Annotated in this window: 19 protein-coding genes and 2 pseudogenes; 11 read left to right on the top strand and 10 right to left on the bottom strand. The window is 67.1% G+C overall.

Features of this window, described 5'->3' with window-relative positions; translation table 11 throughout:
- Window positions 1-39: 39 nt before the first annotated feature.
- From QO058_RS31150 to QO058_RS17635, 4 genes are all read left to right on the top strand, one after another.
- Window positions 40-2,190, top strand: a complete 2,151-nt coding sequence (locus tag QO058_RS31150) for a DNA methyltransferase (protein ID WP_347975403.1) — start codon at window positions 40-42, stop codon at window positions 2,188-2,190.
- Window positions 2,187-3,521 (top strand): type IIL restriction-modification enzyme MmeI, encoded by a 1,335-nt coding sequence (locus QO058_RS31145; protein ID WP_347975402.1) that lies wholly within the window; start codon window positions 2,187-2,189, stop codon window positions 3,519-3,521. Before QO058_RS31150 ends, QO058_RS31145 begins: the two co-directional genes overlap by 4 nt.
- Before the next feature lie 115 nt (window positions 3,522-3,636).
- Complete coding sequence (locus tag QO058_RS17640) at window positions 3,637-4,995, top strand: esterase-like activity of phytase family protein (protein WP_284167581.1); 1,359 nt, start codon at window positions 3,637-3,639, stop codon at window positions 4,993-4,995.
- A 202-nt stretch (window positions 4,996-5,197) separates the two neighbouring features.
- Window positions 5,198-5,560: an SPW repeat protein gene (locus QO058_RS17635; protein ID WP_284167580.1), complete on the top strand. Its 363-nt coding sequence runs from the start codon at window positions 5,198-5,200 to the stop codon at window positions 5,558-5,560.
- A gap of 45 nt (window positions 5,561-5,605) precedes the next feature.
- Here the strand turns inward: QO058_RS17635 and QO058_RS17630 are convergent.
- From QO058_RS17630 to QO058_RS17590, 9 genes and pseudogenes are all read right to left on the bottom strand, one after another.
- Window positions 5,606-6,359: pseudogene (locus QO058_RS17630) on the bottom strand (ATP-binding cassette domain-containing protein).
- Between the two features lie 37 nt (window positions 6,360-6,396).
- Window positions 6,397-7,689, bottom strand: a complete 1,293-nt coding sequence (locus tag QO058_RS17625) for a sugar ABC transporter permease (RefSeq protein WP_284172940.1) — start codon at window positions 7,687-7,689, stop codon at window positions 6,397-6,399.
- A gap of 4 nt (window positions 7,690-7,693) precedes the next feature.
- Window positions 7,694-8,743 carry a D-xylose ABC transporter substrate-binding protein gene (xylF, locus tag QO058_RS17620; RefSeq protein WP_432211948.1) on the bottom strand — a complete coding sequence of 350 codons (1,050 nt, stop codon included), beginning with the start codon at window positions 8,741-8,743 and terminating at the stop codon, window positions 7,694-7,696.
- A gap of 190 nt (window positions 8,744-8,933) precedes the next feature.
- Window positions 8,934-10,163: a COG3904 family protein gene (locus QO058_RS17615; RefSeq protein WP_284167579.1), complete on the bottom strand. Its 1,230-nt coding sequence runs from the start codon at window positions 10,161-10,163 to the stop codon at window positions 8,934-8,936.
- Between the two features lie 154 nt (window positions 10,164-10,317).
- On the bottom strand, window positions 10,318-11,256 hold the full coding sequence (locus tag QO058_RS17610) for an aldo/keto reductase (protein WP_284167578.1): 939 nt from the start codon (window positions 11,254-11,256) through the stop codon (window positions 10,318-10,320).
- A gap of 109 nt (window positions 11,257-11,365) precedes the next feature.
- Entirely contained in the window at window positions 11,366-11,935 is a 570-nt protein-coding gene (locus tag QO058_RS17605; protein ID WP_284167577.1) for a P-loop NTPase family protein, read from the bottom strand.
- A gap of 2 nt (window positions 11,936-11,937) precedes the next feature.
- Window positions 11,938-13,761, bottom strand: a complete 1,824-nt coding sequence (gene typA / locus QO058_RS17600) for a translational GTPase TypA (RefSeq protein ID WP_284167576.1) — start codon at window positions 13,759-13,761, stop codon at window positions 11,938-11,940.
- 195 nt (window positions 13,762-13,956) lie between these two features.
- Window positions 13,957-14,319, bottom strand: coding sequence for a hypothetical protein (locus tag QO058_RS17595; protein WP_284167575.1), 363 nt, complete (start codon window positions 14,317-14,319; stop codon window positions 13,957-13,959).
- A gap of 68 nt (window positions 14,320-14,387) precedes the next feature.
- Entirely contained in the window at window positions 14,388-14,783 is a 396-nt protein-coding gene (locus QO058_RS17590; RefSeq protein ID WP_284167574.1) for a hypothetical protein, read from the bottom strand.
- On the opposite strand from QO058_RS17590, the gene QO058_RS17585 reads away from it, so the two are divergent.
- Window positions 14,758-15,243: a hypothetical protein gene (locus QO058_RS17585; protein ID WP_284167573.1), complete on the top strand. Its 486-nt coding sequence runs from the start codon at window positions 14,758-14,760 to the stop codon at window positions 15,241-15,243. The two genes, QO058_RS17590 and QO058_RS17585, sit on opposite strands and share 26 nt — an antisense overlap.
- Here the strand turns inward: QO058_RS17585 and QO058_RS31450 are convergent.
- Window positions 15,202-15,405: pseudogene (locus QO058_RS31450) on the bottom strand (hypothetical protein); the annotation flags it as partial. The gene QO058_RS17585 and the pseudogene QO058_RS31450 overlap by 42 nt on opposite strands.
- Here QO058_RS31450 and QO058_RS17580 point away from each other — a divergent pair.
- From QO058_RS17580 to trpA, 6 genes are all read left to right on the top strand, one after another.
- Window positions 15,350-15,616 (top strand): hypothetical protein, encoded by a 267-nt coding sequence (locus QO058_RS17580; RefSeq protein WP_284167572.1) that lies wholly within the window; start codon window positions 15,350-15,352, stop codon window positions 15,614-15,616. The pseudogene QO058_RS31450 and the gene QO058_RS17580 sit on opposite strands and share 56 nt — an antisense overlap.
- A 166-nt stretch (window positions 15,617-15,782) precedes the next feature.
- Window positions 15,783-16,481 carry a phosphoribosylanthranilate isomerase gene (locus tag QO058_RS17575; protein ID WP_284167571.1) on the top strand — a complete coding sequence of 233 codons (699 nt, stop codon included), beginning with the start codon at window positions 15,783-15,785 and terminating at the stop codon, window positions 16,479-16,481.
- Window positions 16,478-17,695 carry a tryptophan synthase subunit beta gene (gene trpB / locus QO058_RS17570; protein ID WP_284167570.1) on the top strand — a complete coding sequence of 406 codons (1,218 nt, stop codon included), beginning with the start codon at window positions 16,478-16,480 and terminating at the stop codon, window positions 17,693-17,695. Before QO058_RS17575 ends, trpB begins: the two co-directional genes overlap by 4 nt.
- A 95-nt stretch (window positions 17,696-17,790) precedes the next feature.
- The gene (locus QO058_RS17565) at window positions 17,791-18,528 is read left to right on the top strand and encodes an SIMPL domain-containing protein (protein ID WP_284167569.1); all 738 of its coding nucleotides are present in this window, start codon (window positions 17,791-17,793) and stop codon (window positions 18,526-18,528) included.
- A gap of 92 nt (window positions 18,529-18,620) precedes the next feature.
- Entirely contained in the window at window positions 18,621-19,007 is a 387-nt protein-coding gene (locus tag QO058_RS17560; protein WP_284167568.1) for a DUF488 domain-containing protein, read from the top strand.
- Between the two features lie 58 nt (window positions 19,008-19,065).
- Window positions 19,066-19,914 carry a tryptophan synthase subunit alpha gene (gene trpA / locus QO058_RS17555; protein WP_284167567.1) on the top strand — a complete coding sequence of 283 codons (849 nt, stop codon included), beginning with the start codon at window positions 19,066-19,068 and terminating at the stop codon, window positions 19,912-19,914.
- The last annotated feature ends 32 nt before the right edge of the window (window positions 19,915-19,946 follow it).

Raw genomic sequence — 19,946 nt, 5'->3', positions numbered from 1 at the left:
GTGACAGGAGTTGACAGGAGAGGAGAAATCAACTTCTACTTGTATCAAATCATAAATACAATCGGGAGAGGCGACCATGTCGGGGGCAAGGTCGCGCCGGATGCGGTGGAGGTCGAGGCCTTCATCGCGCGCTGGCGCATGTCTGAAGGGGCCGAACGGGCGTCGTTTCCGTCCTTCATCAGCGAGTTCTGCGTGCTGCTGCGAACGGAGCGCCCGCAGCCACCGACCAGCGACCCCGAGGCGGTGACCTATCGCTTCGAGTATCCGGTCCGGCAGCTCGGGCCCGACGGCTCCGCGACCACTGGCCGGATCGACCTCTACCGGAAGATCTGCTTCGCCATGGAGGCCAAGCAGAAGCGGCTGAAAGGCCAGCCCAAGGAAATCCTGCCGGCCAGTGGCACGGACGACGAACCGACCGAGACACCTCGCGGGCGACGCGGCGCCGATCGCGGCCTCGACGTGATGATGCTGAACGCCAAGCGCCAGGCGGAACAATATTGCCGCGCCCTGCCCGCCTCGCATGGCTGGCCGCCCTTCATCATCCTCTGCGATGTCGGCCACTGCTTCGAGTTCTATGCGGACTTCTCCGGGCAGGGGAAGAACTACGCCCAGTTCCCCGACCGGCACCGCTTCCGGGTCTATCTCGAAGACCTGCGCGATCCCGCCATCCGGGCCTGGATCGCCTGCATCTGGAGCGATCCGCTCTCGCTCGACCCATCCCGCCAGGCCGCCCAGGCGACGCGCCAGATCGCCCAACGTCTCGCTTTGGTCTCGAAGGCGCTGGAGCGCCGGCATGATCCGGAGGACGTCGCGCTGTTCCTGATGCGCTGCGTCTTCACCATGTTCGCCGAGGATGTCCGCCTGATCCCGGCTGACAGCTTCAAGCGGCTGCTGCGCGAGTGCCTCGAGGCGCCGAAGAGCTTCAAACCGCTGGTCGAGGATCTCTGGCGGGCCATGGATCTCGGCCGCTACTCCTCCGCCGTCCGCGCCGAGCTGAAGCGCTTCAACGGCCGCATGTTCGCGGAGCCGCAAGTGTTCGCGCTGGGCCGGGACGGCATCGCCGAGCTGCTCTCAGCCGCGGAGCATGACTGGAGCCTGGTCGATCCCGCCATTTTTGGCACCTTGCTCGAACAGGCGCTGGAGCCGGCCGAACGAGCCAGGCTGGGCGCGCATTATACGCCGCGCGCCTATGTCGAACGCCTGGTCGTCGAGACCGTGATCGCTCCGCTGCGCGACGACTGGCGCAACGTGCTGACCGCGGCGCAGCAGGCCCGTGACGGCGGCAGCCTGAAGAGCGCGCTCGCGCTCGTCGAAGATTTCCATAGCCAGCTCAGCAAGACGCGCGTGCTCGATCCCGCCTGTGGAACCGGGAATTTCCTGCATGTCGCCCAGGACCTGATGAAGCGGCTCGAAGGCGAAGTCCTGGAAGTCGCCGCCGAGCTCGGGGCGGCGGAACAGCTCGGCGGTTTCGGCGCGCGCGGCGTCGGCCCCTGGCAGTTCTTCGGCATCGACGCCAATCGCCGCGCCGTCGCGATCGCCGACCTGATGCTGTGGATCGGCTATCTGCAATGGCATTTGCGGACTCGCGCCTTCGCGCCGAGCGAGCCGATCCTGGAGGAGCTCGCCCAGATCGTCCCGGGCGATGCCCTGCTCGTCTGGGACGACTGGCCGGTGCCGCTCGTCAAAGGTCGGCGCGAGGTCGCGCCGCGCAATCCGCGTCGGCCGGACTGGCCGGAGGTCGAGTTCATCGTCGGCAATCCACCCTTCATCGGTGGCAAGGACCTGCGCGGGCGACTGGGCGAGAGCTATGTCGGGGCGTTGCGCGCCGCCTATCCGCAGATGAACGAGAGCGCCGACCTCGTCATGTACTGGTGGGACCGGGCCGCCGAACTGCTCACCCTGCCGGGAACGAAACTCCGGCGCTTTGGCTTCGTCACCACCAACTCGATCACCCAGCTGTTCCAGCGCCGCGTCGTCGAGCGGCACCTGAATGCGAAGAAGCCGATCTCGCTGCTGCTCGCCATCGCCGACCACCCCTGGACCAAGGCCGGCAAGGATACGGCGGCAGTACGGATCGCGATGACGGTCGCGGCATCCGGCCGGCAGGGGGACGCCTGCTCGAGGTTATCGCGGAATCCGGGCTCGACACCGACCAGCCGCGGGTGGAGGTGCGCGAGCGGCAGGGGGTGATCAATTCCGACCTCAGCATCGGCGTCGACATCACCCAGACCACGGGCCTGCTCGCGAACGAGGGCCTGTGCTCGCCGGGCGTGAAGCTGCACGGTGCCGGCTTCATCGTCACGCCCGCCGAGGCAGAGACACTCGGGCTCGGCACACGACCGGGGCTCGCTGATCATCTCCGCTGCTATCGCAATGGCCGCGACCTTACCGCGCGCTCACGCAACGTCATGGCGATCGATCTGTTCGGACTGACCGCCGCCCAGGTGCGCGAGCGCTTCCCGGAGGTCTACCAACACGTCAAGCTGCGGGTGAAGGAAGAGAAGGACGCGAGTGGACAGGTCGTCGGGCGCGACGTCAACAACCGGGCGAGCTATCGCGAGCTGTGGTGGCTGTTCGGCGAACCGCGCAAGGAACTGCGCCCGGCCCTCGCGGGCCTCCAGCGCTACATCGCGACCGTCGAGACAACCAAGCACCGCGTCTTCCAGTTTCTCGACGCCAGCATCCTGCCGGACAACATGCTTGTCGCCGTCGCGCTGTCGGACGCCTTCCATCTCGGCGTGCTGTCGTCGCGCGTCCATTGTGTCTGGGCGTTGCAGGCCGGCGGCTGGCTCGGCATCGGCAACGACCCGCGCTATTCCAAATCGCGCTGTTTCGATCCCTTCCCCTTCCCTGAGATTGCGGAGATGCAGAAGCAGGCGATCCGCGAACCGGCCGAAGCGCTCGACGTGCTGCGCAAGGAGGTGCTGGAGCGACATCCGGACCTGACGCTGACCAAGCTCTACAATGTCCGCGAGGCGATCCTCGCCGGCAGGCCGCTCTCCTCCGCCGAGGGCGATATCCGCGATCGCGGCCTGGTGCTGATCCTGAACGAGCATCATGAGGCGATCGACACGGCGGTCGCTACCGCCTACGGGCTCCCGGCCAATGCGGACGACGAAACGATCCTGGCGCTGCTGGTGGCGCTCAATCGCGACCGGGCCCGCGAGGAAGAGCGTGGGGCACGACGCTGGCTGCGGCCGGACTATCAACGGCCGCGCTTCGGGCGGGAGGCCGCGGTCAGCGAGCAGATCGAGGCGGCCGAGCTGCTGTCGCTGCCGGTTCCGGGCGGCGGCACGCCGATCTTCCCGATACAACCGGTCGAGCGGGTGGCAGCGGTGCTCGCGATCCTGGCAGTCTCGCACGCGCCGCTCGACGCCGATGCGATCGCGCTGCGCTTCCGTCAGGGTCTCAGGGTCAGGCCGGCGGTGCGCGCGATTCTGGTATCGCTCGCCCGTGTCGGCGAGGTCTGGACCGGGGATGGCGGGGCGAGCTTCGTGCGTCGCTTCCTCGCGACCGGCTGACGAGCTCGCACGCGATTTGGTTCGCCGTCACGCAAGCGTCACTGCGTTGTCGCGCGGCTGCAAACTCCGGACGCGAAGCGGGGCCGTCCCGCTTTTCCCTGAACCGGAGTGTCCCATGCGTCTGCGCCTCGCCGCCGCTCTTCTTCTGTCGTCCACCCTGCTCGCCGGCGCGCAGGATGCGCCAAAAGAGTTCCCGGCCAAGCTGGTCGGCCATGCGCTGCTGCCGGCCAATACCATCATCCCGGCCCCTGCCGATGCGCCGGCCGATCTCAAGGTCTCCGGCAAGTTCATCACCCCCGGCAAGCGCGTCGAGCAGGTCGGCACGGTGATGGGCACTTCGGGCGGCCGCCCGACCGGTCTCTCCACCCCCTTCGCCGGCCAGCCGGTGCAGGGCTTCTCCGGCATCCGCTCGCTGGGGAATGGCGAGTTCCTGGTGCTGACGGACAACGGCTTCGGCGCCAAGGCGAATTCGCCGGACGCGATGCTGTTCTTCCACAAGCTCAAGGCCGATTTCGCCGGCGGCAAGATCGAGCGCACCGCGACCACCTTCCTGCACGATCCCGACAAGAAGGTGCCGTTCCGCATCGCCAATGAAGGCACCGAGAAGCGCTATCTGACCGGCGCCGATTTCGATCCCGAGTCGATCCAGCCGATCGGTGGCAAATACTGGATCGGCGACGAGTTCGGCCCCTACCTGATCCGCGTCGACGCCACCGGCAAGGTCGAGGCCGTGTTCGAGACGACGGTCGACGGCAAGCCGACCCGCTCGCCCGACCACTACGCCGTGACCACGCCCGGCGCGCCAAATCTCCCGGTCGAGTTCAATGTCCGCCGCTCGAAAGGCTATGAGGGCATGGCGCAGTCGCCGGACGGCCGCTTCCTCTATCCGCTGCTGGAAGGACCGCTCTGGAACGCCGAGACCAAGGGCAATGAAGAAGTCGATGGCAAGGAAGTGCTGCGCATCCTCGAATTCGATGTGCAGGCCGAGAAGTGGACCGGCCGCTCCTGGTTCTTCCCGCTCGAGCAGAAAGGCCTCGCCATCGGCGACTTCAACATGATCGACGCCACGACCGCGCTGATCATCGAGCGTGATAATGGCGAAGGCACCGCCGACCGCGCCTGCGCGCCCAGTCAGAAGGGCCCGGACTGCTTCCACGACCTCGCCAAGTTCAAGCGCATCGTCAAGATCGAGATGACCGACGCCAATGTCGGCAAGAGCGTGCGCAAGGTCGGCTATATCGACCTGATGAAGATCGCCGATCCCGACAAGAAGGCCAAGCAGGGCTCCATCGACGGCGTGCTGCCCTTCCCGTTCTTCACCATCGAGAACGTCGACGTGGTCGATCTCGCCAACGGCATCATCGTCGTCGGCAACGACAACAATCTGCCGTTCTCGTCGTCGCGCGACCCGAAGAAGGCGGATGACAACGAGCTGGTGCTGCTGCAGGTCAAGGAACTGCTCGCGGCCAAGTGAGCCGCCCGGCTCGTTGAAGTCACGACGAAGTCGAATACCGACCGCGTCAAGTTGTCAGGCATCTCATGGCCGGATCGCGCCGGCCATGTTCGTTTATCGGCCAGTCCTTGAGCCGGCTCTGCTACAGGTGTATAATGAATTCAACCAAGCGCCTCGTGCGTGAGGCGCCGTGGTTGGATGATCTTCACCGATGGAGGTGATCATGTTGACCGCGAATATGAATGGAAAGCGACCGCAGGACTGGCTCAACCTGATCCTCGGCGCGCTCCTCTTCATCTCGCCCTGGATGATGGGTTTCCTGGCCGACACCATGCCGACCCGCAATGCCTGGCTGGTCGGTGCCGTTCTCGCCGTGATCGCGATCGCGGCGCTCGCCGCTTTCGCCGAATGGGAGGAATGGGTGAACCTGGCGCTCGGCCTCTGGCTGATCGCCGCGCCCTGGATCCTCGGCTTCACCGGCAATGTCGGCGCTTTCCGGACGCATCTGATCATCGGCCTGCTGACGGCGGCCGTCTCGGCCTGGGCGGTCTGGGACTACCGGCACGAGCCGCATGCCACGGCCTGAACGACCGGCCGGGTCCGCTCGACCAGCGGGCCCGGCCACGCAATCCTAACTCCGCAGCGCCCCCGGCCCGGCCACCGCGCCGGGTGGGCATTTGCCCGAGATGATCATGCCGAGCACCTCGTCCTGCGTGACGTCGCGGACATGGGCAGTGCCGACCACCTTGCCGTTCTTCATCACGCTGAGACGATCGGCGAGGTCGAAGACATCATGCAAATCGTGGCTGATCAGGAAGATGCCGATGCCCTGCTTCTTCAGCTCGAGGATGAGGTCGGCGACCTGCTTCGTCTCGGCCGGGCCGAGCGCCGCCGTCGGCTCGTCCATGATCAGCACGCGGGCGTTGAAGTAAATCGCGCGGGCGATCGCGACCGACTGGCGCTGGCCGCCGGAGAGCGCCTTCACCGGCTCCTTGAAGCGGCGGAAATGCGGGTTGAGCCGGCCCATCACCTTGCGGGTCTCGGATTCCATCGCACTATCGTCGAGCGTGCCCCAGGAGGTCAAAAAGCTCGCGGCCGAGGAAGATGTTGGCGGCGGCGTCGACATTGTCCGCCAGGGCGAGCGTCTGGTAGATCGTCTCGATGCCGTGGCGCTTGGCGTCACGGGGCGAGGCGATCGAAGCCGGCTCGCCGGCGATCCTGATCTCGCCGGCATCGGCGCGATAGGCCCCCGACAGGATCTTGATCAGCGTCGACTTGCCGGCGCCGTTATGGCCGAGCAAGCCGACGACCTCGCCGGCATGGAGGTCGACGCTGGCATGGTCGACCGCCTTGATGCCGCCGAAGGCGATCGAGATCTCGCGCATCTCGACGAGGGGGTGGTCGCATCCATCGTTGCCTCCCTCACCCCAGCCGCTTGCGATAGAGCCCGTCGAGCCAGACGGCGAGGACGAGCACGATGCCGACGACGATGTTCTGCAGGGGCGTATCGACGCCGATCAGCACCATGCCCGACTGCAGCGACTGCATCACCAGCGCCCCCAGCATCGCGCCGACGATCGTGCCGACGCCACCGGCGAGCGAGGTCCCGCCGATCACCGCCGCGGCGATAACGTAGAGCTCGTCGAGCTGACCGGCTGAATTGGTCGCGGCGTTGAGGCGGGCGGTCGAGATGCAGGCGGCGATGCCAACGAGCGCACCCATCAACCCATAGACCAGCATCAGCACTTTTCGCGTATTGACGCCGGAAAGCTGCGCGGCTTCCGGATTGCCGCCGATTGCGAAGACATAGCGGCCGAAGCGCAAACGCGTCGTCAGGAAGGTTATCGCGACGCCCACAGCGAGCGCCAGCAACACCGGCACGGCAAGGCCGTGGCCGATGGCAAGCCCGCCCTCGGGCCAGGTTCCGCCTTGCGCCTCGGTCAGCCGGCGGGCGACACCGGCCGGCAGGAGATAAGCGTTGGCGATCAACACGGTTCCGATCACCGTGCCGCAGGCGAGCGCAGCCAGCGCGATCTCGGCCCAGAGCGGGCGCAGCGCGAAGCCGTAGCGCTGGCGCCGGCGACGCGCCATGGCCATCGCGGTGACGATCAGGGCGCAGATGACGAGGCCGATCGCCCAGGAGGCCGAGGAGCCGATGGCGCCCTCGATGCCACCGCCGAGCGGGCGGAAGCGCGAATCCATCGGCGCGATGGTCTGGCCTTGCGTGACCCACCAGGCGCCACCGCGCCAGACCAGCAGGCCGCCGAGCGTGACGATGAAGGAGGGAATGGCGAGATAGGCGATCAGCGCGCCCTGAAACAGGCCGATCAGCCCGCCGAGCGCGACGGCGGCGAGCATCGACAGCAGCCAGGTAGCCGGATGCTCGAAGCCGATCAGATCGGGCAGCAGCCGCGCCTGGATGAGGCCGACCACCATGCCGACGAAGCCGAGCATGGAGCCGACCGAGAGATCGATATTGCGGGTGACGATGACCAGCACCATGCCGCAGGCCATCACCGCGACCGAAGCGGTCTGGACCGAGAGGTTCCAGAGATTGCGCGGCGTCAGGAAGGCGCCGCCCGAGAGCCAGTTGAAGCCGAACCAGATCACCGCCAGTGCGGCGATCATGCCGACCATCCGCGCATCGAACTCGATCGCGCGCAGATGATCAGAAAGGCTTTTGGCGTCCGGCGCCGGCGAAACCGGCGCTGGCACAGCCTCAGTCACAAGCCTTGACCTTGCCGGCGCCGACGCCCTGGCAGACCGCGGCCTTCGGGGCCCAGCCAGCCTCGATGACGGCGTTGAGGTTATCCTTGGTCACCGGCACCGGCTTCAGGAAGAGCGCGGTCATCTTGGCCTTGCTCGGCCCCTGGTCCCAGGCCGTGGCTCCGGAAACCTCGGTCAGCTTGGCGCCGCCGGCGAGCTTGATCGCGATCTCGGCGGCATTGCGCCCGAGTTCGCGCGCATCCTTCCAGATCGTCACCGTCTGGGTGCCGAGCGCGACACGGTTCAGGGCGGCGCGATCGGCGTCCTGGCCGGAGACCGGCACCGAGCCGGCGAGGCCCTGCGCCGCCATGGCGGCGATGGCGCCGCCCGCCGTGCCGTCATTGGCGGCGACGACGGCGTCGACCTTGTTGGCGTTGCGCGTCAGGATCTGCTCCATGTTGCGCTGGGCGTTGGCCGGCAGCCAGCCATCGGTATAGGCCTCGCCGACATTCTTGATCTTGCCGGCGTCGATGGCGGGCTTCAGCACCTCGATCGAGCCCTGGAACAGGAAATTGGCGTTCGGGTCCGAGCTCGAGCCCTTGATGAAGACGTAGTTGCCCTCGGGCTTCGCCTTGACGATCTCGCGCGCCATCATCCGGCCGACCTCGACATTGTCGAAAGTCAGGTAGAAGGCCTGCGGGATCTCGATCAGGCGGTCATAGCCGACGACCGCGATGCCCTCGTCGACCGCCTTCTGCACCGCCGGGCGGATCGCCTGCGCATCCTGCGCCAATACGATGATCGCCTTGGCGCCGCGCGCGATCAGGCTCTCGACATCGGTGAGCTGCTTGGCCGGCGATGACTGCGCGTCGGCCGAAAGATAGGTGCCGCCGACCTTTTCGATCGCGGCCTTGATCGCCGCCTCGTCGGTCTTCCAGCGCTCTTCCTGGAAGTTCGACCAGCTGACGCCGACCACCGGGCCCTTGCTCTGGGCGAGAGCGGGATAGGCGCTGCCGGAAACCGCCAGCGCGAGGCCCGCGGCGAGAAGATGGCGTCTCAACACGGCGTTTCTCCCTCGATTGCGGCCGCGCGCTTTCGTGCGGCGCGTCTGATTGAGGGCAGGTGAGCTTATCGGGTCGGGCACTGTCAAGCACACATTGAAGGCAGCGGTTACTGCACGCCATGCGTGCATGTAATCGATTGCGCCTGCCGAGAAGCGATTGGTTCCGGATGGAATTTGGTCGCAGGCTTTGCTAGCGGCAAACCGTCGTGCGCAATGTCGGCAGGCGCAGGAGTTCGGCTGCCGTGCCATTGCGCTGCCAGGTCGAGGGAACGCCGTCTTCCGCCGGCGGCTCGATCTTCAGGGATATCGATGTCCTGTCGGTCAGGCCGCACAAGGTCTCGCGCAGGACATCGGCCGTCATCGGCGCGTCGGGATCGCTGCCGTCATCGTTGCGCGCGACGATGGGCGGGCCGTTCGGGAGGGTCAGCGTGACGGTGCGGAGCCGCGTCGGAATCTGGGCATCGCCGAACAGGAGCCGCATTTGCAGGACGATCGTCTGCTGGTAGCGGCCTTCGCCGATCGACAGCGCCAAACGCAGCTTGCCGCCGCGGTGCGGGCCGAGCTCGACCGAGCCGATGGGGGTCGCCGGCGCGGTCAGCGTCGCCGCAACCACCGGCGCCGTGTTCAGGCCGGCAGGCGCGCCCGGCGCCATTCCGGAGCGCAGGCTGGAGAAGGCGAGCGTGGCCGAGCCGAGCTCCGTCGCGATCGTCGTCGCGAGCATTTCTTCGGGCTTGAGATAGCGCATCGTGTCGGCGGGCGTCGACACCGTCGTCTCGAGGAAGGAGCGGTCGAGCCCCATCGCATTGAGATAGCGCCTCATCTTGGCGTCGATTTCGCCGGTCGCCTGCTCCTGCTTGACCGTCCGCGTCTCCGTTCTCTCGTCGACCAGTTCCTTGCGCCCGCGCACGATCTTGTAGTCGCGCACCGTCGTCGTCTCGGTCTCGACGATGGTCTGCTGGTGCACGCCGATGCGCGATTGCAGTGGAATGATGCGGCGTTGCCCCCCGGCGAGGAAGAGCGTGCAAGCCGAAGCACAGAGCGGGCTGCGTTCATCGATCGTGCCGAGCGCCGGGTCGCGCTGGGTGAAAACGGTGCGGGCGACCGCGATGTCGAGTCCGCCCTTGCGGACGAGCTCGCCCATGGCGATCGCGGCCTCGACCGTGCCGCCGGTCGAATAGACCAGCAGCGGCAGCTTGCGCCCGTTCAGCTCGGCGAGCGCGCGACGCAGTTCGGCGAGCGTGTCATTGCTGATCGCGCCCTGGGCCGCGATCCATTCGCGGCACTCGGGCTCGCACGGTTCGGCGCTGCGCGTCACGACAATGCGCATCGGCTCCGGCTGCGGCGCAGCAGGCTTGTCCTGCGCTGCAGCCGGCAGGGCAAGCAGCGGAAGAGCCAAGGCCAGAAGGGAAACGATACGCATCACGAAACCAGCGTTCTCCGGCGCAGTTCGGCGCAAGGAAGCCCCAGGCGCGAGGATTTGACAACAGTCTCCCTGCCCCGTCGCGGCGGCGGGAGGCAAGATTAACGATGTCGCTTCGCCGTTGGGCTTCTTTGAGGCGCTCTCGCGGCGGATTTCAGCGCGTGATCGCGTCGATCTCGGCGAGCTCCTCCGCGGTCAGCGCCCAGTCGGCTGCCTTGACGTTGGCAGCGATCTGCTCGGGCCTTGTCGCCCCGGCGATGACGCTGGAAACGACCGGCTGAGCGGCGAGCCAGGAGAAGGCGAGCTCCAGCAGCGTCTTGCCACGCGCCTCGCAGAAAGCGGCGAGCTTCTCGGTCTTGCCCCAGTTCGCCTCGGTCAGCACCTCGCCGGCGCGCTGGGCCTCGCGGGTCATGCGCGCACCTTCCGGCATCGGGGCATTGCGCTGGTATTTGCCGGTGAGCAGGCCGTTGGCGAGCGGGAAATAGGGCAGGAGCCCCATGCCGAAATGGCCGATGGCCGGGATCAGCTCCTTCTCGGCGCCGCGCACCAGCAGGCTGTACTCGTCCTGGGCCGAGGCGAAACCCTCTGTGCCGAGCGTCTTGGCCGTCCAATAGGCATCGGCGACCTGCCAGGACGACAGGTTCGAGCAGCCGATATAGCGGACCTTCCCTTGGCGGATCAGGTCCTCGAGCGCCCGCAGCGTCTCCTCGATCGGCGTCAGCGCGTCAGGCCGATGCAGTTGGTAGAGGTCGATCCAGTCGGTCCGCAGCCGCTTCAGCGAGGCCTCGACCGCCTCGACGATGTAGCGCCGCGAGCCACCCTTCTTCACACCCTCCTCGTCCATGTTCATGCCGAACTTGCTGGCGAGCACGATGTCCTTGCGGCGGGTGCCGAGCAGCTCGCCGAGCGCGAGCTCCGAGCCGCCACGATTGCCGTAGATGTCGGCGGTGTCGAAGAGGGTGATGCCATGCTCGATCGCGGCATCGACGACCTTGCGCGCCGCCTCCAGGTCGATCCGGCCACCGAAATTGTTGCAGCCGAGGCCGACGAGCGAAACGCGCAGGCCGGAGCGGCCGAGATTGCGGAACTGCATGGTGAAATCCTTCCCCTTTATCGCGGAGCGCAAGGGAGCAGAGCCGGCAGCGGGAGACAATGGCTGCTACTGCAGGGCGGGTCCGCGATGACCGAACAGGCCGGCCCCGTCAGGCAGGGGTCTGCAGCCAGCCGTTCCTGGCCAGCACGTCACGCGCCAGTTCCGCCGGCGTGAGTTCGTCCGTATCAACGACGATGAAATCGTCCGCGACTTCGCTCGCCATGCGTTTTGCCTGACGCAATGAGCGCTCGATCTGGGCCTCGCGGCCCGCGCCCGTCTCCCGCCGGTCGAGACGTTCGAGCAGGCTTCCCTCGCTTCCCCGCAAGCGTACCACGGTGATCCGGGCATCGGGGATCGCGGCGAGGATCCAGCTTTTGTCGAAACCGACATGGAGCATCACGCCCGACATGATCAGCCGGGTGTGGCCGAGCCCGCGATAAGTGCCCCAGAGCGCGGCGAGGTTGAGCTGGCTGACATCGCGAGCGCCCGGTGCCAGGGGAGCGAGGTCCTCCGCACCGGGTTTTGGGAAGACGCGGTCGAGCTCGTCGCTCTCGATCGCAGCATGGGCGATGCCGGCCTCAGCCAGCAGATCGCCCATCTCCCAGCACAGGGTCGACTTGCCGATCCCGGCCGGGCCGGTGATCAGCAGGATCTCGACCGGGGCGTCGGCCCCGGCCAAGCTCAGGCCACTTCGGCCTTCTGCTTCTGCGAGCGCTTGCGCTCGTTCGGGTCGAGGATGCCCTTGCGCAGGCGGATCGACTTCGGGGTGACCTCGACGAGTTCGTCATCGTCGATCCAGGCGAGCGAGCGCTCCAGCGTCATCCGGATCGGCGGGGTGAGGCGCACGGCCTCGTCCTTCGACGTGGTGCGGATGTTGGTGAGCTTCTTGCCCTTGAGCACGTTCACCTCGAGATCGTTCTCGCGGGTGTGCTCGCCGACGATCATGCCCTGATAGACCTTCCAGCCGGGCTCGATCATCATCGGGCCGCGGTCTTCGAGGTTCCAGAGCGCGTAGGCCACGGCCTCGCCGGTCTCCATCGCGATCAGCACGCCGTTGCGGCGCCCGCCGATCTCGCCCTTGTAGGGCAGATAGTCATGGAACAGCCGGTTCATGATCGCCGTGCCACGCGTGTCGGTCAGCAATTCGCCCTGATAGCCGATCAGGCCGCGGGTCGGGGCGTGGAAGACGAGGCGCAGGCGATTGCCGCCCGACGGACGCATCTCCAGCATGTCGGCCTTGCGCTCGGACATCTTCTGCACGACGACGCCGGAATGCTCCTCGTCGACGTCGATGATGACCTCCTCGATCGGCTCGAGCAGCTGGCCGGCCTCATCGCGCTTCAACACGACGCGCGGACGCGAGACGCCGAGCTCGAAGCCCTCGCGGCGCATCTGCTCGATCAGGATGGCGAGCTGCAGTTCGCCGCGGCCGGAGACGATATAGGAGTCCTTATCCTTGGCCTCTTCGATCTTCAGCGCGACATTGCCCTCGGCCTCCTTGAACAGGCGGTCGCGGATGACGCGAGTGGTGACCTTGTCGCCCTCGGTGCCGGCGAGCGGGGAGTCATTGACCATGAAGGTCATCGACACCGTCGGCGGGTCGATCGGCTGGGCCTTGATCGGCGTCTCGACCGACGGGTCGCAGAAGGTGTCGGCAACCGAGCCCTTGACCAGGCCGGCGATCGAGACGATGTCGCCGGGGATGGCTTCCTCGATCGGCGTGCGCTCGAGGCCACGGAAGGCGAGAATCTTGGTGATACGGCCGTTCTCGACCAGAGTGCCATCGCCCGACAGCACCTTGATCTGCTGGTTCGGCTTGGCCGAGCCCGAGACGACGCGGCCGGTGATGATGCGGCCGAGATAGGGATTGGCCTCGAGCAGCGTGCCAAGCATGCGGAACGGGCCTTCCTCGATCCGCGGCTCCGGTACATGCTTGAGGATCAGGTCGTACATCGGGGCGAGGCCCTGATCCTGCGGACCTTCCGGCGAGGGCGCCATCCAGCCCTGCTTGCCCGAGCCGTAGAGGATCGGGAAATCGAGCTGCTCGTCGCTGGCGTCGAGCGCCGCAAAGAGGTCGAAGACCTCGTTGATCACCTCGGTGACGCGGGCGTCGGGCTTGTCGACCTTGTTGATCGCGACGATCGGGCGAAGGCCGAGCTTCAGCGCCTTCGAGACCACGAACTTGGTCTGCGGCATCGGGCCTTCGGCGGCATCGACCAGCACGATCGCCGAGTCGACCATGTTCAGGATGCGCTCGACCTCGCCGCCGAAATCGGCGTGGCCGGGGGTGTCGACGATGTTGATGCGCGTATCCTTCCAGACCACCGAGGTGGCCTTGGCCAGGATGGTGATGCCGCGCTCCTTCTCCAGCTCGTTGGAGTCCATCACGCGCTCGATCACGCGCTGGTTGTCGCGGTAGGTGCCGGACTGCTGCAGCAGCTTGTCGACCAGCGTGGTCTTGCCATGGTCGACGTGGGCGATGATGGCGATGTTGCGCATGGACATGCGGTCGGGGCCTTGTTTCATGACCGCGAGCCGGCAGGGAGACCCCGGCCGGCACAGCCATCTGTCTGAGTGAATCTGGAATTCGTTGCGCTGCACATAAACGCTTGATGGCGTTTGGGCAACCGCAATGGGGCGATGCCTGCTCGCCAGGAGGCACATCAGCTTGCGGTGCAAGCTGATCGCAGCGGACTCTGGTCAGGATTTCCGGCAGGCATAGGGCATGAAGGTCGAGGCGAGACCGGCGTTCATGCCCGCCATCACCATGACATTGGCGAAGTTGAGCTCCTCGGCGCTGCGCGGGCAGACATCCGGCGGGCTCTGGCAACCGGAGCTGATGAACGCCTCGTTGCCGGCGATGAACTCCTGGCCGAGCCCCTTCCTGCCAAAACGCTTGAGCGCCTCGTCATAGGCGCTGCGCCAGCGCTCGCATTTCACCTGCGGCCACGCTCCCGTGATCTGCGACGGGGGCGCCGGTTCGGTCTGGGCGAATGCCGCCGAGGCGGGATAAAAAACAAGCGCCCCGAGGATGAGCGCGGCACTTGCGGGAAACATAGCCATTCGGGAAGCCATCGAGATGGAAGAAGGCTCGAACGGATGATCGCGCTTTGCGGCGAGAATAAAGCGGCTCACTCCGCCTCTGCTTCCGCCAGGACGATACGGCGCTCGGTCGCGGCGCGGCCGAGCTGGTCCATGGCGAAGCGATAGGCGCCGATCCCGCCGGAATCGATGTCGCCGCGGGCATAATTCGCCAGCACGCCGGCGAGGATGGCGTCGGCCTCGCGTTCCATCGCCGCAAGCTCCGGCTCGTCCGCCGCCGTCCGCATCCCGCCGAGCAGGACGACGAGGCGGCTCAGATCCGCCATCGCCCGCTTGCGCCGAGTCGCGCTTTCGACACCGAATAGGCCGGCCGCACCGGAGCCGACCAGCGAAAGCGCCATCACGCCGAGATAAAACCAGTCGCCATAGCGCTCGAAGAAGGTCTCCTGCTCGCCGTCGATGAAGGCGGCGGCGCCGGAATGCACCGCCAGCGGCGCGTCCTTTGTCGGTCTCGGGCGTCTCCAGCCCCTGGATCGCCGGCAGATCGGCGGCGAGGGTGACGCGCAGCGACAGGATCGCGCCGACGAGTTCGCCGACCCGGGCATCGTCGAGCGACTGCGCTGCCATCAGGCGCGAGGTGATCGAGATGCTCGGCAGGTTCTCGGCCGGCAGCGGCGGATCGCCGCCGAGCGCGCCGCGGACGATCTCGCCCGACTCGATGGCGCGGTTGCGGGCGGCGAGCGCATCGGCCTCGCGGATCGGGATGATGGTCGGGCTCTCGCCGAAGGCTCGATGCAGGCGTGTCCCAACTTCGGTGACGACGCGGGCATTCAGCACGTTGACGGCGAAGAGCACGTCGATATGGCCATCGGCGATGGCGGCGGAGACGTCCTCGGGCCCGAGCGGGACGATCGTCACCGCTTCCGGCAAGACCTCATATTGTGAGAGCACGAGTTTCAGAAGGTCGAGATTGCCTGATGGCGCGCGCACCACGCCGATGCGCTTGCCGCGCAGGCCCGAAATCCGGTCGGTACCGAGATCCTTGGAGCCGATGAAGAAGGGGAAGGAGCGGCGGGTGATCAGCGCCGTATCGGCCTTGGCTGGCAGGGCGACATCGGGGCGGACGATGGCGAGGTCGACCTTGCCGGCGTCGATCTTCAGCGCACTCTCGGCCGAGCCCTCGGTCAGGACGAGACGCAGGCGCACCGGCTTCTTCTCGCGGCTGAGGCCCTGGACGAGGGCGGCGGCGAGCCTGGCGTCATCCGAACCGAGCGGGCCGACCGCGAGCTTCAGCGTCCTGGGCTGGCTCCACATGTAGACGCCGAGCGAGATGAGGCCGGCCATCAGCAGAAGCGCCGCCAGACCTGCAAAGAAACGTCGCCCCATTCGTCGCCCACTCTAACCCCGGACCGTCGCCCGGCGGTCCCTCAGGCTGCATCATGTCACGAGTGCAGCAGCGAGGGCTATTGTGCTACAGCGCCGGCATGACACGCGACGACGCCTTCCCGCTCAAGAACTGCCCCATCAAGATCTGCGGCCTCTCGACCTCGGAGACGCTGGAGGCGGCGCTCGCCGCCGGCGCCGAGATGATCGGCCTCAACTTCCATCCGAAGAGCCCGCGCTATGTGACGCCGGAGCATGCGGCCGAGCTCGCCGCCCAGGCGCGTGGCAGGACGACAGTCGTCGCACTGGTCGTCGACTACGAACCGCAACAGGCGGTCGAACTTGCGCGGATCGTCCGGCCGGACTGGATGCAGTTGCATGGCAAGGAGACGCCGGAGCAGGTCGCCGCGATCAAGGCCACAACAGGCCTGCCAGTGATGAAAGCACTCGGCGTGGCGACCGCGGCCGATCTCGACCAGATCGCGCTGTACCACGGCGTCGCCGACCGCATCCTGCTCGACGCCAAGCCGCCCAAGGACGCCGCCTATCCGGGCGGGCACGGAAGGCCCTTCGACTGGAGCCTGCTCGCCGGCCTCGACCCGGCTTTCCGCTTCATGCTATCGGGCGGGCTCGATCCGGCGAATGTCGCGGAGGCCATCCGCATCGCGAGGCCGGCCGGCGTCGACGTCTCCTCCGGGGTCGAAAGCGCGCCGGGCATCAAGGATGTCGGCAAGATCGCGGAATTCGTCAGAGCCGCTCGCTCGGCGGCCGAAGAATTGAAGAAGGCAGGCCAGGCATGAACGCGCCGCACGCACCGAACAGCTTCCGCAACGGCCCGGACGAGAACGGTCGCTTCGGCCAGTTCGGCGGCCGCTTCGTCGCCGAGACGCTGATGCCGCTGATCCTCGAGCTGGAGGCCGCTTACACCGCTGCCAAGGCCGACCCCGCTTACCACGCCGAGACCGCCTACGGGCTGAAGCACTATGTCGGCCGGCCCTCGCCGCTCTATTTCGCCGAGCGCCTGACCGAGCATTTCGGCGGCGCCAAGCTCTACCTCAAGCGCGAGGAGCTGAACCACACCGGCTCGCACAAGGTGAACAATGTGCTCGGCCAGATCCTGCTGGCCCGGCGCATGGGCAAGAAAAGGATCATCGCCGAGACTGGCGCCGGCCAGCACGGCGTTGCGACCGCGACGCTCTGCGCCCGCTACGGCCTCGAATGCATCGTCTACATGGGCGCGGTCGACGTTGCCCGGCAGGCGCCGAACGTCTTCCGCATGCAGATGCTCGGCGCGACCGTGGTGCCGGTCGAGTCCGGCACCAAGACGCTGAAGGACGCGATGAACGAGGCGCTGCGCGACTGGGTGACCAATGTCGCGTCGACCTTCTACTGCATCGGCACGGTCGCCGGCCCGCATCCCTATCCGGCGATGGTGCGCGATTTCCAATGCGTCATCGGCAACGAGACCCGCGTGCAGATGCAGGAGCTCGAAGGCCGCCTGCCGGATTCGCTGGTCGCCTGCATCGGCGGCGGCTCCAATGCGATGGGGCTGTTCCACCCCTTCCTCGACGACAAGAGCGTCGAGATCTACGGCGTCGAAGCCGCCGGCCACGGCATCCCGTCCGGCCTGCACGCAGCCTCGCTGACCGGCGGGCGCCCCGGTGTGCTGCACGGCAACCGCACCTATCTGCTGATGAACGAGGACGGGCAGATCAACGACGCCCATTCGATCTCGGCCGGGCTCGACTATCCCGGCATCGGCCCGGAGCATTCCTGGCTGCACGAGACCGGCCGCGCCACCTATCTCTCGGCGACGGACGAGGAAGCGCTCGAAGCCTTCCAGCTGATCTCCAAGCTCGAAGGCATCATCCCGGCGCTCGAATCGGCGCATGCGCTCGCCCGCGTTGCCGAACTCGCCCCGAAGAAGCCGAAGGACCATCTGATGGTCGTCAACCTCTCCGGCCGCGGCGACAAGGACATCCCGCAGGTCGCGGAGATTCTGGCGTCGCGGTGACATCAATCGTCCTGATGCTGCCCCAATAGGTTGCGCATGGTCGCGCCGCAGAAGTGCTGCTTGCTTTTGCCGACCATGCCCAGCGAAGGACGATCATGTCGAAGACCAAGAAGGCCCTCATCATTGCCGCGCTCGCGGCGCTCTCCACCCCCGTGCACGCCCAGACCGTGGGCCCGCTCGCACCGGCGGAGGGCATTGTGATCCAGACCACCGGCGAGGTCCGGGTGAAGCCCGATCTCGCCACCGTCCAGGCCGGCGTGGTCAGCGAGGGCAAGACTGCCGCCGAAGCGCTGTCGAAGAACACCCCAGCACTGGCCAAGCTGATCGAGGCGGTGAAAGCCGCCGGCGTCGCCCAGGGCGATCTCTCGACCTCGCAGATCGCCTTGACTCCGCGGATGACGCAGCCTTCGGCCTCGTCCTCGCCGCAGGCACGCGCGCCGAAGATCGACGGCTACGAGGCCCGCACCGGCATCACCGTGATCGTGCGCGACCTCGCCAAGGCCGGGCCGCTGATCGACGCGCTGGTCGCTGCCGGCGCCAACGACATGACCGGCATCAGCTTCGGCCTCGCCGACGAGGACAAGGCCAAGGACCAGGCCCGCGACAAGGCGGCGGAAGCGGCGCGCGCCCGGGCCGAGATTTATGCCAAGCGCCTCGGCGTCAAGGTCGGCGAGCTCGTCTCGATCGTCGAGTCGGAGGCAGAGCCGCCGGTGCGACCGATGGCCGATGTCAGGTCATATCGCATGGCGGCGGGCGCCGCGCCGGTCTCGGTCGAGCCGGGCGAGGTCACCGTCAGCGCCGCGCTGCGCACGGTCTGGCGGATCGAGAAGTAAGCGATCCGGCTGCCTGAAGGTGGATCATGACGCTTGGCGTGGTCCGAATTTCGGGCCACGCTGCCGCCTCCCGACTCATGCTAGGCAAGCGCATGAGCCTTCGCATCGTCCGCCTCGGTAGCCCACGCCATCCGGCAGAGGGCACACGCATCGGCACGGTCCGGCGCGTGCCGCGCGGCGTGCCGAAGGAGCGCTATGCCAGCGAGGACTGGTTCGACGTCTGGTTCCCGCTGCTGTCGCCGACGCCGGAGCTGATGGCGCAGGCCAAGGCCGCCGAGAGCGAGAAGGACTGGACCGGCTTCACCCGCGCCTTCAAGGCCGAGATGGCCGAGCCGGCGCCGCGCCACGCGCTCGACCTGCTCGCGACCCTGTCGCATGGCAGCGATGTCTCGGTCGGCTGCTATTGCGAGGACGAGGCGCGCTGCCACCGCTCGGTGCTGCGGGCGCTGCTGACTGAACGCGGTACCAAGTTCGCCTGATCCTGCAAGCAGACCCGCCCTCTCGCCAGCCGGGCGCGGCCATGCTAACCGCTCCGGCATGACTGAGACCGGACAAGCCCGCATCGAAGCCCGCTTTGCCGCCTGCGCTGCGGCTGGCCGCGCCGCGCTGGTGACCTATGTCACCGCCGGCGACCCTGATTTCGACACCGGCAGCGCCATCCTGAACGCCTTGCCGGCGGCCGGCGCCGACATCATCGAGCTCGGCGTGCCCTTCACCGACCCGATGGCCGACGGCGTACCCGTCCAGCTCGCCGGCCAACGCGCGCTCAAGGCCGGGCAGACCCTGCGCAAGACGCTCGCCATGGTCGCGGCCTTCCGCAAGGCCGGACACGACACGCCGATCGTGCTGATGGGCTATTACAACCCGATCTGGGCCTATGGCGTCGACGCGTTCTTGAAGGACGCCCGCACCGCCGGGATCGACGGGCTGATCGTCGTCGACCTGCCGCCCGAGGAAGACGCGGAGCTGTGCCTGCCGGCGCTCGCCGCGGGCGTGAGCTTCATCCGCCTGGCGACGCCGACCACCGACGACAGGCGCCTGCCGCGCGTGCTGCAGAACACCTCCGGCTTCGTCTACTACGTCTCGATGACCGGCGTGACCGGCGGCGCGATCGCCAATTATGACGCGGTCGGCGCGGCGGTTACCCGGATCAAGCAGCATACCAGGCTGCCGGTTGCGGTCGGCTTCGGCGTCAAGACGCCGGCGGATGCGATCGCGATCGCGAGGGATGCCGACGGCGTCGTCGTCGGCTCGGCCCTGGTCGAGCGCGTCCGGCTCTCGCTCGATGCCGACGGCAAGGCCACGGAAAAGACGGTTTCGGCTGTCACCTCGCTGGTTGCCGAGCTCGCGGCCGGTGTTCGTTCGGTCGCGAAAGCGGCTGCCTGAGCCCATCGCGCCAGCGTAATTCAAGGATGATC

Source organism: Bosea vestrisii (genome assembly GCF_030144325.1).
Taxonomy (GTDB): Bacteria; Pseudomonadota; Alphaproteobacteria; order Rhizobiales; family Beijerinckiaceae; genus Allobosea; species Allobosea vestrisii_A.
This window is presented reverse-complemented; position numbering and strand designations above follow the sequence as displayed.

What these genes read in the sequence shown, in the direction of transcription:
- QO058_RS17610 (WP_284167578.1), bottom strand. Translation starts at nt 11,256, where the DNA reads ATGCAGTTCCGCAATCTCGGCCGCTCCGGCCTGCGCGTTTCGCTCGTC.
- QO058_RS17585 (WP_284167573.1), top strand. Translation starts at nt 14,758, where the DNA reads ATGAAGGCGGCGGCGCCGGAATGCACCGCCAGCGGCGCGTCCTTTGTC.
- typA (WP_284167576.1), bottom strand. Translation starts at nt 13,761, where the DNA reads ATGTCCATGCGCAACATCGCCATCATCGCCCACGTCGACCATGGCAAG.
- QO058_RS17575 (WP_284167571.1), top strand. Translation starts at nt 15,783, where the DNA reads ATGACACGCGACGACGCCTTCCCGCTCAAGAACTGCCCCATCAAGATC.
- QO058_RS17595 (WP_284167575.1), bottom strand. Translation starts at nt 14,319, where the DNA reads ATGGCTATGTTTCCCGCAAGTGCCGCGCTCATCCTCGGGGCGCTTGTT.
- QO058_RS17635 (WP_284167580.1), top strand. Translation starts at nt 5,198, where the DNA reads ATGTTGACCGCGAATATGAATGGAAAGCGACCGCAGGACTGGCTCAAC.
- QO058_RS17560 (WP_284167568.1), top strand. Translation starts at nt 18,621, where the DNA reads ATGAGCCTTCGCATCGTCCGCCTCGGTAGCCCACGCCATCCGGCAGAG.
- QO058_RS17580 (WP_284167572.1), top strand. Translation starts at nt 15,350, where the DNA reads ATGAAGAAGGGGAAGGAGCGGCGGGTGATCAGCGCCGTATCGGCCTTG.
- trpA (WP_284167567.1), top strand. Translation starts at nt 19,066, where the DNA reads ATGACTGAGACCGGACAAGCCCGCATCGAAGCCCGCTTTGCCGCCTGC.
- trpB (WP_284167570.1), top strand. Translation starts at nt 16,478, where the DNA reads ATGAACGCGCCGCACGCACCGAACAGCTTCCGCAACGGCCCGGACGAG.
- QO058_RS17640 (WP_284167581.1), top strand. Translation starts at nt 3,637, where the DNA reads ATGCGTCTGCGCCTCGCCGCCGCTCTTCTTCTGTCGTCCACCCTGCTC.
- QO058_RS17565 (WP_284167569.1), top strand. Translation starts at nt 17,791, where the DNA reads ATGTCGAAGACCAAGAAGGCCCTCATCATTGCCGCGCTCGCGGCGCTC.
- QO058_RS17615 (WP_284167579.1), bottom strand. Translation starts at nt 10,163, where the DNA reads ATGCGTATCGTTTCCCTTCTGGCCTTGGCTCTTCCGCTGCTTGCCCTG.